Source organism: Haloarcula japonica DSM 6131 (genome assembly GCF_000336635.1).
GTDB classification, from domain to species: Archaea; Halobacteriota; Halobacteria; order Halobacteriales; family Haloarculaceae; genus Haloarcula; species Haloarcula japonica.
This window is the reverse complement of the sequence record NZ_AOLY01000007.1, coordinates 1-14,821: the sequence shown is the minus strand read 5'-3', so window position 1 is coordinate 14,821 and position 14,821 is coordinate 1. Positions and strand designations below refer to the sequence as shown.

Here is a 14,821-nt window from a genome sequence, read left to right as displayed (position 1 = left end):
TCGTCTCCTGCAAGTGTCTGTTCTGGCAGGGGCTGTCCTGACTAATCATAGTGTCAGCCGTACCGCCACCAATGCTCGTTCGGGTCTAACCGAACCAAACGGTTAGGTGAGGCGGACTGTAGACGTGGCACATGGGAAAGCGACGGCAGGACCCGGTTGAGGTAAACGCGGATGGGTCGGCAGACCTCTACGAGATATCGACTTGGGAGCCCCGGTCGACACTGGACCGGTTCGCCCACTGGCTCTACCACATCGGAATACGGACGCTGCGGTATCTGGTTGTGCTCACAGCTATTGCGATTCTCCTCCTGCAGGTCGCGTTCGGGAGCCTCGGCGCGCTCGGCGACCAGCCGCTGTTTGCTGGGATGGCGATTCTCTCCGCCGTGCCGGCGCTCGGCCTTGCGGCCTACATCTACTACGCCGACGTGACCACGCAGGAACCGCTAACGCTGCTCGTGGGGACGTTCCTCCTTGGCGTGCTGTTCGCCGGTTTCGCGGGCGTCCTCAACGGGTTCCTTGGCGAGCCGGTGCAAATAATCGGCTCCGGATTCGGTCTGGTCCCGTTCCTCGGTCAGGTGTTCGTTTTCTTCCTCATCGTCGGTCCCGTCGAGGAGACAGTGAAGTTGCTGGCGGTGCGCCTGTACGCCTTCCGTGACAACCGCTTCGACGCCGTCGTCGACGGGGCAGTGTACGGTGCCGCCGCCGGCCTTGGCTTTGCGACCATTGAAAACGCGTTGTATATCACCCAAAACGCCGAGATGGCTACGGGGACGGTTGAGTTACTCGCGGCCAGCAGCAACATCACCGCGGTCAGAGCGCTCGCGGGACCGGGACACGTCATCTACTCGGCCTTCGCCGGCTACTACCTCGGGCTAGCCAAGTTCAATCCGGACGATGCCGGGCCGATTGTCCTGAAAGGGCTGCTCATCGCTTCGCTCATCCATGCCGTCTACAACACGCTAGCCGGCCCAGTTACTGCCATCGTGGCCACGATATACAACGTCGACTTCCTCGTCGCGTTCTTCGGATTCGTCATCGTGTACGATTCGTTCTTCGGCCTGCTGTTGCTGAAGAAGGTTCACGCCTACCGGCGGGCCTACAAGCGCGCTCACGAGGACCCGGACGAGACTGCGCTTCGGCCGGAACAGACTGAGTTCGACCCTTAGGCCAACTGTTCGACGTACTTTGCGACCACGTCGACCTCCAGATGCACCGGATCGCCGACCGACTTCTCAGACAGCGTCGTCTCGGCGTAGGTCGTCGGGATAATCGCCACGTCAAACTCCTCGGAGCGCCGGTCAGCGACGGTCAGGCTGATGCCGTCGACCGTTATCGACCCTTTCTGGACTAGATAATCCCGATGGGCCGCAGGCAGGGAGAAGGTGAACGTCCAGTCCTCGCCTTCCTGCTCGATACCGACGATTTCGGCCGTCGTATCGACGTGGCCCTGCACGATGTGGCCGTCGAACCGGCCGTCGGCGGGCATCGCCCGCTCAAGGTTCACCCGGTCCCCACCGTCGAGGTCGTCGAAGAACGTCCGGGCGAGGGTTTCCTGGGCGAGAAACACCTCGAACCACTCGCCGTCGGCCGCCTTCTCGACGGTGAGGCAGACGCCGCTGACGCTGATTGACTGACCGTGGTCGAGTCCCTCGAACGGCGCGCCGATCCGCATCCGACGCCCGCCCTCATCGTCAATAACTGCCTGCACCTCGCCGGTCGTCTCGACGATTCCGGTGAACATATCCCAGATACGGCGCGGCTGGCGGAAAGCACTTCGCTTCCCGGAGACGGAATATAGACTCGGAATCGAGTAATTATATTCACCAACATTGCAGAAGGAATTTATTCCCGCCGCTGATAGCGCGGTGTATGGCAGCTACGCCCGACGCTGACCACGACTGGACTGGCCGTCACGCACGGACGGAGCCGACCGAAACCGGTCGACTCGTCGAGGTACCGGACGAACTAATCGAGGACTGGGACCTGCGACACGCCGAGACGAAAGGCCGCAGTTAACGCTGCAGCACTTCGACGCCGACCAGTTCTGCGCCGGTCAACGCCCGGATGTAGGCCCCGCCCGCGATAGAGACGTGGCCGAACTCGTTCTCTTCCATCCCGTACATCTCGATGGCTCGTGAGGTGTCGCCGCCGCCGACGACGGAGAAGCAGTCGGTGTCGGCGATGGCCTCGAGCACGCCAGCGGTCCCGACCGAGAACCGCTCGTCCTCGAACATCCCCAGCGCGCCCTTCACGAAGACGGCCTCAGAGTCGCGGATGACCGGTGAGTACTCCATGACGGTCTCGCTGCCGACGTCGAGGTAGGAGACGCGCTTCTCCTCGATATCGTCGACGGCCTGCTCGGCGCGGTCGCCGTTCTCGTCCTCGTAGGCCAGGTCGACCGCGAGCGTAATTTGGTCGCGATGGTCTTCGAGCATCGTCTCGATCTTCTCGCTGTTTTGCTCCCACTGCTCGTCATAGAGGTTCGCGTCGTCGATGTCGTAGCCGACCGGGTAGCCAGCGGCCCGCAGGAACAGTTCCCCAGCGATACCGCCAAGCAGGAAGTCGTCGACCTTCTCGTCGAGGTGGGTCATCACGTCGATGACGTCAGTAGCCTTCGTCCCGCCGACAACCATCGTCACCTGTCCGTCGAACTCCTTCTCGGCGATGGCCGTGTTGGCCTCGTACTCGGTTTCCATCACGCGGCCGGCGTATGCGTCCATGACCAGCGGGAAGCCCACGAGCGAGGCGTGCGAGCGGTGAGCCGCCGAGTACGCGTCGTTGATGTAGGCGTCGAACTCGTCTTTCAGCGTCTGGACGAACTCCGTCTGTGACTTGACTTCCGGGTCCTCCTCGGGCAGTTCGTCGTCGCACATCCGCGTGTTCTCGAGGACGAGCACGTCGCCGCTGTCGAGGGCCGCGATGTCGTGAATTGCCTGTGGCCCGTAGGTCTCGTCGACGAACTCGACCGGGTGGTCGATGTGCTCGGCGAGAATGTCGGCATGCTGGTCGAGCGAGACAAAGTCGTCGCGGCCCGGGCGGCCCTGGTGGGCCAGCACCGCGACCTCGAACCCGCGGTCGACGAGTTCACTGATCGTCTCCGTGTGGCGATCGAACCGTCGATTGTCCTGTACCGTGCCGTCCTCCACCGGTGAATTGAGATCGAGTCGGACGAGGACGCGCTGTCCGTCGTCGAGGTCATCGAGCGTCTGGAAAGTCATCACTCGGGAGGAAACCTGCCGGCCGCTTAACGGTTTCCGAGTCCGACAGCGGGCGGCTTACCGACCGAGCCATACTGCCACTACGTCTTCTGTTTCGACTGCTGATTTGGAGAGGGGAGAAAGAATGGGGTGGGAGTGGTGGGTCCTCATCCGCTGTACCTAACTGTGGGTCACGGGCCACCGACTGCGCCGACACACAGAGCTTGCCAGTTGCGTGAGTCCGATTCACACTCTGTGTGTATCAATATGGTTTGCGAACAAACCCCATAATCTTTTCTTATATTTTAACCGGTTTCTGAACAGAACGGCCGGACGATGATTACTCTGTGATGTACTCGGCCACGTCGAGCATCCGGTTCGAGAAGCCGTACTCGTTGTCGTACCAGGTGAGGATTTTCGTCATCCCGGAGACGACGTTCGTCGACTGCAGGTCGACCTGCGTGGAGTACGGGTCCCCGAGGATGTCGGAGGAGACGACGTCGTCGCTCGTGACGCCCAGCACGCCTTCGAGTTCGCCAGCGGCGGCCTCCTCGAAGGCGGCGTTGACGTCGCTCTCCGTCACGTCGTCGTCAAGGTCGACGACGAACTCGGTAATGGAGCCGTTCGGCACCGGGACGCGGATGGCCATCCCGTCGAGCTTGCCCTCAAGCTCGGGCAGGACCTCAGTGGCCGCCTGCGCGGCACCGGTCGAGGTCGGGATGATGTTCTCGGCGGCCGCGCGGCGACGGCGGGGCTTGCCGTTCGGGCCGTCCATCAGGTTCTGGGAGCCGGTGTAGGCGTGGACCGTCGTTAGCTGGCCGGCGTTGATGCCGAACTCCTCGTCGAGGACCTTCGCGACCGGGGTGATGGAGTTGGTCGTACAGGAGGCGTTCGAGACGACGTCTTCGCCGTCGTACTCGTCGTGGTTGACGCCGTAGACGAGCTGTTTGACCGGCTCGTCGCCCTTCGGCGGCGCGGAGATGAGGACCTTGTCGGCCCCGGCATCGAGGTGCTGGCTCGCGCCCTCCTTGGTGCGGAAGATGCCGGTCGCTTCGAAGGCGACATCGACATCGAGGTCGTCCCACGGGAGCTGTGTGGGGTCGGTCTCGTGGAAGATACCCGCCTCGAAGTCGGTCCCCTCGACCGTGAGGACGCCGTCGTCGACGCTGGCACCTTCGAGCTCGCCCATGACGGTGTCGTACTGGGCGAAGTAATCGATCTCCGAATCGTCCATCACGTCGTTGATGCCGACGACCTCGACGTTGTCGTTGTGTAACGATGCGCGGAATACGTTGCGGCCGATACGGCCGAAGCCGTTGAGGCCGACGCGGACTGGCTCACTCATTGGTGTCTAGAGAGGCAGTCGGTCAGTGTAAAATGTTTTCGGATTTGTTGTAAATTTGTGTTTGTTTATGCGCGTTCGAGCTCGAATGATTAATGGTGAAGGTGCCCAGTCGTGTGAGAGGACTCCCTCGACGGTGTCGATTAACAGGGACAATATTCGTCCGAAGGCTTTTGAAACGGACGGACGTACTGGTCTATAGGAATGAGACGCGATGACAGTGACGACCCGTTCGACGAGTTCTTCCGGGAAATAGAGCGGATGATGGACGAGATGATGGGGGCCGAAGGCGACGTCCACATCGACCGGGACACCGGTGGTGGTGGGGCCGACCTCCACGTCGACGTTCACGAAACCGACGAGGAGATCCGGGTCGTCGCCGACGTTCCGGGTGTCGACAAGGACGCGATCGACCTCAAGTGCGACGGCACTGTCCTCACGATCAACGCCGAAAGTCCAGAGCGCGAGTACCACGAACGACTGACCCTGCCGACCCGCGTCGACGAACACTCCGCCGCCGCGACGTACAACAACGGCATCCTCGAAGTCACCTTCGACCCCGAAGAGGACTCCGCGGACATCGAACTGTAGCGCGCCCGATACGCGGTTCTGGTTTTTCGCGTGCCAGCAACAGCACGCGTGTTTTGCTACTGCTCAGCCGTTTGCCGTATCAACGCCGCCAAGTCGTCCCAGAAGCCGTCCTCGTACTTTGTCGCCGAGTCGATCGTCGGGCGGGCGTTCGTCTCGTTGACCACTGCGCGGTCCGCGGTCACCAGCAGGTCGACGCCCAGATATGGAATCCCCAGTTCCTCGGCCGCGTCTTCGGCCAGTTCCCGTAGCTCGGGTGGCAGTTCCCGACCTTCGGCTTCGGCCCCACGGTGGACGTTGTGCTTCCACCGGCCCCGTTCGCGGCTCGCTTCGGGGAGGCGGCGCTCGACCGCGCCGACGTACTCGCCGTCGACGATCATCACGCGGTAGTCGGCGGCGTCGGCGATGTACTCCTGTACGAGAAACGACTGGTCGCCGACCGCGCGGTAGTCGTGAACCAGATCGAGATAGTCGACGATGCCGAGAAACGAATCCAGATCGTGAGCCTTGGCCACGCCGACGCCGCGGGTCGTCGAGTTCGGCTTCACGACTACGGGCGGGTCGAACCGCTCGAACGCCGCCGTCAGTTCGGCCTCGCTCGCCGGGTTCGACACGACGACGGTCTCGGGAACGGGAATTTCTGCGCGTCCGAGGCGCGCCAGCACGTCGGCCTTGTTCCGCGAGCGGAGGATAGCCTCGCGGTCGTTGACCCACGGCACGTCAAGCATGGCATCGGCGACTGCACCTTCCATAATCCGCGAGGGGTAGACGAAGCCCACGTCGTACTCGCTGTAGGGACTCTCATCGAGCGCCAGTGTCCGCTCGGCCGTCTCGACGTGGCCCACTTCGATATCCCGGGCCACCAGCGGGGCTTGCATCCGCTCGAAGGTCTCGGCGTTCGTGGCGACGGCCAGCCTGTGCATGGATTTTCGTTGTCGTGGAGGAATAAAACACGCTCGCAGCCACACAGTCGAAGCCCTGTCGCGTGCCGCGCTCCGGCCACCACAATCCGCAGAATAACGGGTAGAGTGGATGAATACAGGACTATATTCGAAATTGTCAGACAAATACTAAGTATATTGGGGAAAAATAGGCCACGCGTGTACGGCGATATTCTCTTTCCGACTGACGGGAGTGACGGTGCAGACGAGGCGCTCGCACACGCGCTCGAACTGGCGGAGACGCACGACGCGTCGATACACGTGCTCTCTGTTGTCGATTCGACGTATCTCGGGAGCGCCGCGGCAGAAGCAACGACTATCGAATCGCTGCAGGAACAGACTGAACAAGTCATCGATGAGACTGTCGACGATATTGCCGACCACGGTGCGGCCGTTGTCGCCGAGCACCGAATGGGCGATCCGTACGAGGAGATTATCGACTACGCCGAGACTACGGGTGTCGATATGATCGTCATGGGAACCCACGGCCGGAGCGGTCTGGACCGGTTTCTGCTGGGGAGCGTCACTGAGAAGGTCGTCCGGACAGCGGACGCGCCGGTGTTGACGGTCCGGCTATCTGACGATACGTAGCGGGCAACCGGTAGTAGTGCCGGTCAGCAGTGTGGTGTGGCGATCGTTGCCCAGTTACTTTGCCGAGTCACTCGCCGCTACGACGCCGCCGGAGCACCCACAGCACGAGAAGCGCGCCTTCGACGCGGGCGGCGCTGTACACCCACGGGCGTAGGTTAATCTCGTCGCCATCTGTCGTCGCGAGTCCCATCCAGAAGTCAACGACCTTCCGGGGCCGGAGCAGTTCGAGGACGCCGAGGGCCAGGAGTGCGAGTCGGAGTACCATACGCGGAGGTACGCGGGACGGGTGCAAGAGTATTGTGGGTAATGGTAACATGAAACAAGAAAGTGGAGGTACCTGCGCCATCCAGCAACTGGGACGTTACTCGGGACTTTTCGGAGCGGCGCTGAAAAACGAAGTCGGGCGGTTGTTCCACCGTACGAACGGTGAGCGAACGCCGCTGTCCGACTTACGCGATACGCAGTTCTTCGCCGTGTTCTGCAAACGGTGAGAAGACGTTGCTGATTGACTTACGCGATCAGCAGTTCTTCGCCCCGCTCGACCTTGATGCGGCAAGAGGGCGTAATCTTGTTGTAGGCACGGCGGAACGCTTCCTTGACGTGCTCTGCGTCCTCGACGTTGCAGTAAGCAGTGAAGAGCTGTTCGCCAGCCTGAACGCGGGCGGCGGTGCCGACGATTTTCCCGAAGGCGGCACGCATCCCGTCGGAGACACGGTCGGCCCCGGCACCGGTCGCCTGCTTGTTCTCACGCAGGACTTGGTGGGGGAACTTCCGCAGCATCATCTTGTAGTCGCCCTCTTCGCCGAGCTCCTTGATCATGTGGCGGTTGGCCGACAGGCGAGACGCCTCCAGCGAGCCGTGACGGAGCTGGACGGTCTCCTCGACGATGAGGCTGATCTGGACGGGGTACTCGTCGGCGTCCTTCTGTTTGCGGCCCATCTTGTGCTGTGCGATCTTCGACCCGGGAATGCCTGTGATGTATTCGCGTCGGGTGTACGCGGGCTTGTCGATGTCCCGGTACATTGAGGCGGGTTTGTCCGACATAGGTACTCTTGGAGAATACGTCGCCGAGCGGCCCAATAAGGGCTTCGAACCCGCCCGGCGGCGTGTCGTGGTATCCCATACACCGGCTCGCAACCGTGAACGGGCCCAAACTGAACGGTACTGTGATGCCTGTGTATATCGCAGTACTGTCCCAGTAACACCGCTGTCACCGCGCTCTTTTAGGCTTCGCGCGCCTACGGACGGTAACCAATGAACATGCTCGTCGACGGCGAGTGGCGGACCGACGCGTACGAAACGACGGACGAGGACGGGGCTTTCGACCGGCAGGACACCACCTTCCGTGACCGGGTCGAGGACGACCCCGACGCGCGGTTCCAGCCCGAGGCGGGCCGGTACCACCTGTACGCCTGCCGCGCCTGCCCGTGGGCTCACCGGGTTCTGGTCGCCCGGAAGCTCCTGGGGCTCGAAGACGCTATCACCGTCGACTACGTCGACCCCTTCCGCGGCGAGGACGGCTGGCAGTTCACGCCCGAGAAGGACGGCTGCACGCCGGATACGGTCAACGGGTCGGACTACCTCCGCGAGGTCTACGTCGCGGCCGACCCCGACACCACTGGCCGCGTGACGGTCCCGGTGCTGTGGGACAAGCAGGAAGAGACCATCGTCAACAACGAGTCCGAGGAAATCCTCCGGATGCTCGACACCGAGTTCGACGACGTGTCTGACAACGATGTTGACCTCTATCCCGAGGGCTATCAGGACGAGGTCGACCGCATCATCGACGACATCTACGAGCCGATCAACAACGGCGTCTATCGGAGTGGCTTCGCGAACAGCCAGTCGGCCTACGACGAGGCCGTCGAAGAGTTGTTTGACGCCCTGGACCACTGGGACGTTGTCCTCGAAGACCAGCGATTCCTCGCCGGTGACCGCCTGACGGAGGCGGACATCTGCATGTTCACGACGCTCGTGCGCTTCGACGAAGTGTACCACACCCACTTCATGTGCAACCACAAGCTCATCCGCGAGTACGATAACCTCTGGCCGTACCTCCGGGACCTCTACCAGCTCCCCGATGTCGCCGAGACGGTGAACATGGACCACATCACGGAGCATTACTACACCACGCACCCCGACGTGAGCCCGAAGCGCATCATCCCGATGGGTCCCGACCCCGACTTCGAGGCCGACCACGACCGCGACGACCTGCCGGGCGACCTCCCCGAGACGCTCTTCCCGACAGCGTAACCGAGCGGTTTCGCGGCCGGATATCGAACGCTGAGTCGACGCTGTTCCTTTTATATACCCAGTTCTCACCTGTGGTCAATGAGTCGGGTAGATGGGCGAAGTCGGGCCGTGAGCCCAGTCATTGGTGTTGTTATCCTCGTCGGCATTGTTGCAATTCTCGCCGCCACTATCGGCGTGTTCGCGCTCGGCTTCAGCGAGCAACAGCCTACGCAGGCACCCCAGGTCGCTATCGTGGCCGACTACAGCGAGCGAACCACTGGCAACGGGGAGTATCTGAACCTCAGCTTCAGCAGCGGTGAAACCGTCTACCGGGATACCCTCACTGTCGTCGTGTCGGGCGCAAAAAGCTCCGACGGCAGCGACGTGACGCTGGCCAGCGACCCGATACGGGCACAGGCCTCGACACGGATTACGTCGGGGACCCAAATTACGATCCATCGGGGGCAGTTCACCGGCATCGGTAGCGGGGAGCACCTGGACCTGGGCGATGCGACGCTTTGGCTCGTCTGGAACCCCGTGGATGAACCGGCGTCGGAAACGTACGTCATCTATCGCTGGCCGGACCCGAGCCAGCGTAACTGAGTCGTCGGTTCGACCCCTCTAGCTGCCGGTGGGTCGGCTCTCGTCACTCGGCCAGCGAGAGCGTGACCTCGTCGGTTTCGTAGTCCTCAATGAACGACCCGGAGCCGCCAAGCGAGACCGTCCGGTCGCCGATGTCCACAAGCAGCGTGTGTTCGATGGGGTAGGAGTTGGTCTGTGGCTCGGCCACTCCCTGTTTCGTCTCGACGACGACCCCTTCGATATGAGTGGTGTCGTCCTCGGCCTGCACCGGTCGCACTTCCGCAGAGACTTGCACATCGTGGCCCGCGCGCAGGTGAAGCGTCGCCTGGAGGACGGCGTGGCGGAAATCGTGGTAAGTGGCCGGGAGCGGGGCCGGGTCGGTGACGGTCTCCTCGGTGGCCATCAGCCAGTAGTTCCCGAGGAACGACCCAGACAACACGGGGACGAGCTGTTGCTGGACGAAGGCGATGGCGCGCTGGTCGGAGTTGGTGCGTGTCACCATTTCGGTTGGAGAGACGAGGCCGAACTGAGCGTCGACGGTGAGCATTATCGGCATCGGCTGATCCCAGGACCGGACCACGGAGGCCAGCCCACTCGCGTCATCCGGACGCAAGCCGTCGGCGCTACTGACGACCAGCATTACGAGGACGCCCCGGTCGACGGCCGCGGCCAGTTCCTCCGAGATCTCCGGGAGGTATTGCTGGGGAACCGACAGCATGATCTCCCGTTCCGCGTTTCTGATGTACTCCGTGAGTCGCTTGATGACTGTCACCCGCGACTTGATGACGTCGAACTGCTGGGGTTCCCGCGCACTCGACGAGTATCGGGAATCGAGCGCCCCGCTCATCTCTTCTAGCCGGTCGGTCAGGGCGTCGATGACCTCCTCGGGCGGCCGGGCGCGTATCGTCGTGGGCACGACGTGGTCGTTGACCTCGACGAACCCGCGGTCTTCGAGCGATTCACTGATGCTGTAGACGTACCGTTTGGAGACTCCGGTGTCGTCGGCGATTTCGCTGGCCGTGGCCTCGCCGCTGCCGAGAATCGACAGGTACGTGTCGACTTCCTTCTCCGACAGGCCCAGTTGCTCCAGCCTGTCCCTGAGAGTCGAATCGTCCATCTGTTCACATCTGGTAACGGCGGCGGATAACTGTGTTTCGGTGCTGTATGGCCCACCAACGCCCCCGAAGCCGCCTCAACGGAACCGTATCGTCGACTAGCCCACCACCACCGTTCACAAGAATGAAAAACTATTACACCATATTTTATATTCCCCGCAGTGGTGTCTCTCATCAATGACGCTCCGGACGGCACTTAACGACTTCAAGCGGACCCGGGACCGCCGTCACCAGTTCCCGGGCGAGTTCCGTTCTACGACGGGTACTTTCTCCGGACTCGACAGCAGACTGGTCCACGTCGACAGCGACGGCTCACTGCGGGACTACTCCTATCCGCTGTGTGGGCTCACGGGGATCGACCGCTCGCGGTTCGGTATCGACACGGGTTCGACGACGTGGTTCAGCGCCGACGCCGACCAGCGGTATCGCGGTGACGCAGGCGTCGTCGAGACCATCCACGACTGCGGCGATTGGGCCGTCGTCCAGACGGACTGCACCATCGAGCAGGCTCACGTCACCCGGTTCGAACTTCGTGGCGACGCACCCACTGACGTATCGCTTCGGGCGTTCGTCGATTTCGCACCCGACGGGCGGGACGGCCGACAGAGCCTGCTGATGCACGGAAACACCGTCGAGGCCTACCACCGGTCCGAACACGACTTCGTCGGTGTCTCTACCGAACTTGACGCCGTTCAGGGCCAAATCCCCGAGCGGTTCCCCGAACTCGTCGACGACGACCCGGTCTCGTTCCCCCGAGCAACCGGGGAGCGCCGGTACGAGGATACGACGCTGACTGGTAGTGTCCTGCTGTCCGCACCCTTTGTCGACAAGGGCGTCACGCTGACGACACTGCTGACTGACACGAACGACATCGGCCGTGACGCGGCGCTGTCGACCATCGACCGGCTGGTGAGCGACCACTATACTTCTGAGACGCTGCTCGAAGCGGGCCAGGCACAGCGCCAGTGGACTGTGCCTGCGGACACGCCGAGCCGCGAGAGCGTCGTGGCCGATCTCCGCGTCCTCTCGCTGCTTTCAGCCACGAACGGGGCCAGAATCGCCGCGCCGGACTTCGACCCGTACTACGTCACCTCCGGCGGGTACGGCTACACGTGGTTCCGCGACGACGCCGAGATATCCGCGTTCCTGCTCGAAGCCGACGGGACGTTCGACCTGGGACTTGATGCGTGGCACCAGCGCTCTGCTGAATTCTACTGCCGCACCCAGCAACCGGACGGGAGCTGGCCTCACCGGGTCTGGCCCGGCGATGAGACGCTTGCGCCGGGCTGGGCGAACGCCCGGCTCGAAAGCGGTTCGGACGCGGACTACCAGGCCGACCAGACCGCGAGTGTCACCACCTTCCTCGCGACGTACCTCCGGACCGACGAGCCGGCCGACCCGGAGCGCATAGAAGCCACGCTCGGGCGCGCCGTCGAGAGCATCGACGACACACTGGCCGACGACGGCCTCCCCATCGCCTGCCAGAACGCCTGGGAGAACATGCAGGGCCGGTTCACGCACACCGCCGCGACCTTCCTGCACGCCTACGCGGCCGTCGCCCGCGCGCCCGTCTGTGCCACGCTCCGAGACCACGCCCGGTCACAGGCCGAGACGGTGCTGTCCTCGCTGGATACGCTGTGGACCGGTGACCGCTACGCCCTTCGTGAACACGACGGGGCCATCGACGACCGACTCGACTCCGCGACGCTGGCCCTCCCCGCCGCCTGTCGCGTCGCCGCCGAGGCCATCGACCTGCCCGCGGGGACTCGCGACCGGCTCTGTACCCACATCGAGACGACGCTCGACGGGCTGGAACGGGACACCGGCGACATCCGCGGTCTCGTCCGCTTCGAGGACGACGACTGGCGACGCGGCTCGCAGGACCGCGAGAAAATCTGGACTGTCTCGACAGCGTGGGGCGCAAACGGGGCCGCTCAGCTGGGCGCGCTCCTGCGTGACGCCGACGACACCCGAGCGGCGGCGGCCTACGCCCGCTCTCGGGACCTGCTGGGCGAGATCCTCCCCGGTGGCTCGCTCGTTCAGTCCAGCGGCTACCTGCCCGAGCAGCTGTTCGACGACGGCACGCCTGACTGTGGCACGCCGCTCGGCTGGCCCCACGCGCTCCGACTGGCAACCGTCGCCCACCTCGCTGACGCCGGGGAGCTCACTACCGAACCGCTGAGCGCCCGCGAGTAACCGCCGAGTCACTGAGCGTCCGCGGGTAACCTCTTTACGCGGACCTCGCTGCTTGAGTTCGAAAGCGTACCGGCTGGCCGTAGGGACTCTATAACTAGTCGAAAACAGCGACTACGTTCGAACGCGGAGCACTGGCTATCGACCTACTGCGGTGCTGCGACGGGCGTGTCCTCGCCGGGCGTGACTGCCTCGCTGGTCTCCGAATCGAACAGATGAACCGCGGACTCATCGAACGACACCTGCACGCGGTCGCCGATGGCCGGCTCCACGTCGGTGCGCACCCTGGCGATGAAATCCGGCGCGCCGTCGCCCTCAAACCCGGTCTGTGACCCACCCAGATCGAGATACAGGTAGTTGTCGCTGCCGACGGGTTCGAGCACGTCGACCGTCGCTGGGACGGCGTTCTGGTCACCGCCATCGCTGACGGAGACGTGTTCCGGGCGGACACCCAGCACGTACGAGCCGGGCTGGATGTCGCCGAAGGCATTGGTTCGACCGCCCGTGAGGTCATAGACGAAGTCGTCGTTCGCGCCGGTGAGCCGCACACCGCCGTCGAACGGCTCCGCGGTCACGTCGAGGAAATTCATCGAGGGCGAACCGACGAAGCCGCCGACGAACTGGTTCGTCGGATTGTTATACACCGTCTTCGGTCGGCCGGCCTGCTGGAGTTCCCCGTCGTTGAGGATGACGATGCGGTCCCCCATCGTCATTGCTTCCTCCTGGTCGTGGGTGACGTAGACGGCCGTGATACCGAGCTCCTCCTGCAGGCGCTGAATCTCCGTTCGCATCGTGGTCCGGAGCTTCGCGTCGAGGTTCGACAGCGGCTCGTCGAAGAGGAACACGTCCGGTTCCCGGACGATGGCGCGCCCGAGCGCGACCCGCTGTTTCTGGCCGCCCGAGAGCTGGTCCGGCGTGTCATCCAGCAGGTCGCCGATGCCCATCATCTCGGCCGTCTCGGTGACCAGCTTTTCGCGTTCCGCCTTCGAGAGGTCAGTGCTCATTCGCAGCCCGAAGGCCATGTTCTGCCGGATTGACTTGTGCGGGTACAGCGCGTAGTTCTGAAAGACCATCGCCACGTCGCGCTTGCGGGCGTGAACGTCCGTCACGTCCTCGCCGCCGATGCGGATTCGCCCACTCGTCGGCCGTTCGAGCCCGGCAATCATCCGCAGCGTCGTCGATTTCCCACACCCCGAGGGCCCGACAACCGTTACGAACTCCCCATCGTCGATGGACAGGTCGACGTCGTCGACCGCCACGATGGAGCCGCCGTCGAACTCCTTGCGGAGACCGTCTAGTTCGAGACTCGCCATTACACAGAGTCTCACACTCATCGCTAATAAGTTTGATGGGATTTTTCATAGAAGTTCTAGCGTCGGGCAGATGCACCGCTTGGTCCGTGAGCGCAGCCGGCTTAGCTGTCGGCCGCCGGTACCACGACGACATCCCCAACCTCGACCGTCCCGTCGCCGCCGACCTGGTCATCGCTGAGCAGGTCAGTGTCGCCGACCGGGGTATCGAACGATACCGTCGCCGTCCCGTCGCCGAAGTGCAGGACTACCACCAACGTCTCGTCGCCGTCGGTGCGCTCGTACGCGACGACCCTGTCCGCATCGTCCGTCTCGACGGTGTGGAGAACCGGGCGTACGGCCGGCGCGCGTAACGCAGCGTAGTCGGTTCGCAAGTCCACCAGTCGCCGGTGGAAGTCCGTCAGCGCGTTGTCGCCGTCGTGCCAGCGCATCGTCCCGCGCTGCTTTTCCACGCCGCGTTCCTGTCCTGCGTAGATCATCGGGGTCCCGGGGAGCGTGAACGTGGCTCCGACGGCCGCCCGCAGCGGCGCGGCCCCGCACTCGTCGATGTAGCGGTCCTCGTCGTGGTTGTCGACGTACCGCATGTGAGCGGCACGGTCGGGATAGCCGCGCTCGGGTGTCGCGTCGAGCGCCTCGAACAGCGCTGTCGCCGGTGCCTCCCCAGTCCCGATGTCACGGAGCGCGTCGAACAGGTCCTGTCTCTTATACACATCTCTGAGCGGGCTGGCAA

The 14,821-nt window shown here is 63.4% G+C and carries 16 protein-coding genes; 7 read left to right on the top strand and 9 right to left on the bottom strand.

All coding sequences use genetic code 11. The features are described from left to right. Nucleotides 1-131 precede the first annotated feature (131 nt). Entirely contained in the window at nucleotides 132-1,166 is a 1,035-nt protein-coding gene (locus C444_RS03295; protein WP_004590915.1) for a PrsW family intramembrane metalloprotease, read from the top strand. Here the strand turns inward: C444_RS03295 and C444_RS03290 are convergent. Further along, nucleotides 1,163-1,741, bottom strand: coding sequence for a riboflavin synthase (locus C444_RS03290; protein ID WP_004590914.1), 579 nt, complete (start codon nucleotides 1,739-1,741; stop codon nucleotides 1,163-1,165). The genes C444_RS03295 and C444_RS03290 overlap by 4 nt on opposite strands. A 128-nt stretch (nucleotides 1,742-1,869) precedes the next feature. Here C444_RS03290 and C444_RS22175 point away from each other — a divergent pair, with 128 nt between their 5' ends. Further along, a complete protein-coding gene (locus tag C444_RS22175; protein ID WP_004590913.1) occupies nucleotides 1,870-2,016 on the top strand; it encodes a hypothetical protein in 147 nt (48 codons plus the stop codon). Here the strand turns inward: C444_RS22175 and C444_RS03285 are convergent. Both C444_RS03285 and gap read right to left on the bottom strand, forming a co-directional pair. Then, nucleotides 2,013-3,218, bottom strand: a complete 1,206-nt coding sequence (locus C444_RS03285) for a phosphoglycerate kinase (protein WP_004590912.1) — start codon at nucleotides 3,216-3,218, stop codon at nucleotides 2,013-2,015. The two genes, C444_RS22175 and C444_RS03285, sit on opposite strands and share 4 nt — an antisense overlap. Before the next feature lie 319 nt (nucleotides 3,219-3,537). Next, on the bottom strand, nucleotides 3,538-4,542 hold the full coding sequence (gene gap, locus C444_RS03280) for a type I glyceraldehyde-3-phosphate dehydrogenase (RefSeq protein WP_004590911.1): 1,005 nt from the start codon (nucleotides 4,540-4,542) through the stop codon (nucleotides 3,538-3,540). Nucleotides 4,543-4,743: 201 nt separating this feature from the next. Here gap and C444_RS03275 point away from each other — a divergent pair, with 201 nt between their 5' ends. Then, entirely contained in the window at nucleotides 4,744-5,130 is a 387-nt protein-coding gene (locus C444_RS03275) for an Hsp20/alpha crystallin family protein (protein WP_004590910.1), read from the top strand. Nucleotides 5,131-5,186: 56 nt separating this feature from the next. Here C444_RS03275 and C444_RS03270 read toward each other — a convergent pair whose 3' ends face one another. Continuing rightward, the gene (locus C444_RS03270; protein ID WP_004590909.1) at nucleotides 5,187-6,050 is read right to left on the bottom strand and encodes an ATP-grasp domain-containing protein; all 864 of its coding nucleotides are present in this window, start codon (nucleotides 6,048-6,050) and stop codon (nucleotides 5,187-5,189) included. A 177-nt stretch (nucleotides 6,051-6,227) separates the two neighbouring features. Here C444_RS03270 and C444_RS03265 point away from each other — a divergent pair, with 177 nt between their 5' ends. After that, nucleotides 6,228-6,659 carry a universal stress protein gene (locus C444_RS03265; protein WP_004590908.1) on the top strand — a complete coding sequence of 144 codons (432 nt, stop codon included), beginning with the start codon at nucleotides 6,228-6,230 and terminating at the stop codon, nucleotides 6,657-6,659. A 67-nt stretch (nucleotides 6,660-6,726) separates the two neighbouring features. Here C444_RS03265 and C444_RS03260 read toward each other — a convergent pair whose 3' ends face one another. Together C444_RS03260 and C444_RS03255 are read right to left on the bottom strand one after the other, a co-directional pair. Then, nucleotides 6,727-6,924: a hypothetical protein gene (locus C444_RS03260; RefSeq protein WP_004590907.1), complete on the bottom strand. Its 198-nt coding sequence runs from the start codon at nucleotides 6,922-6,924 to the stop codon at nucleotides 6,727-6,729. Nucleotides 6,925-7,169: 245 nt separating this feature from the next. Next, on the bottom strand, nucleotides 7,170-7,703 hold the full coding sequence (locus C444_RS03255) for a 50S ribosomal protein L16 (RefSeq protein ID WP_004590906.1): 534 nt from the start codon (nucleotides 7,701-7,703) through the stop codon (nucleotides 7,170-7,172). Nucleotides 7,704-7,913: 210 nt separating this feature from the next. On the opposite strand from C444_RS03255, the gene C444_RS03250 reads away from it, so the two are divergent. Both C444_RS03250 and C444_RS03245 read left to right on the top strand, forming a co-directional pair. Further along, entirely contained in the window at nucleotides 7,914-8,912 is a 999-nt protein-coding gene (locus C444_RS03250) for a glutathione S-transferase family protein (protein WP_004590905.1), read from the top strand. A 108-nt stretch (nucleotides 8,913-9,020) separates the two neighbouring features. Continuing rightward, complete coding sequence (locus C444_RS03245; protein ID WP_004590904.1) at nucleotides 9,021-9,494, top strand: type IV pilin; 474 nt, start codon at nucleotides 9,021-9,023, stop codon at nucleotides 9,492-9,494. Nucleotides 9,495-9,537: 43 nt separating this feature from the next. On the opposite strand, the gene C444_RS03240 is transcribed toward C444_RS03245, so the two are convergent. Beyond that, complete coding sequence (locus tag C444_RS03240) at nucleotides 9,538-10,590, bottom strand: TrmB family transcriptional regulator (RefSeq protein WP_004590903.1); 1,053 nt, start codon at nucleotides 10,588-10,590, stop codon at nucleotides 9,538-9,540. Nucleotides 10,591-10,765: 175 nt separating this feature from the next. On the opposite strand from C444_RS03240, the gene C444_RS03235 reads away from it, so the two are divergent. Continuing rightward, a complete protein-coding gene (locus tag C444_RS03235; protein ID WP_004590902.1) occupies nucleotides 10,766-12,784 on the top strand; it encodes a glycoside hydrolase family 15 protein in 2,019 nt (672 codons plus the stop codon). Nucleotides 12,785-12,927: 143 nt separating this feature from the next. On the opposite strand, the gene C444_RS03230 is transcribed toward C444_RS03235, so the two are convergent. Further along, nucleotides 12,928-14,094, bottom strand: coding sequence for an ABC transporter ATP-binding protein (locus tag C444_RS03230; protein WP_004590901.1), 1,167 nt, complete (start codon nucleotides 14,092-14,094; stop codon nucleotides 12,928-12,930). 101 nt (nucleotides 14,095-14,195) lie between these two features. After that, nucleotides 14,196-14,821, bottom strand: a 626-nt coding sequence (locus C444_RS03225; RefSeq protein ID WP_004590900.1) for a DUF3459 domain-containing protein, incomplete at its 5' end; no start/stop codon positions are given.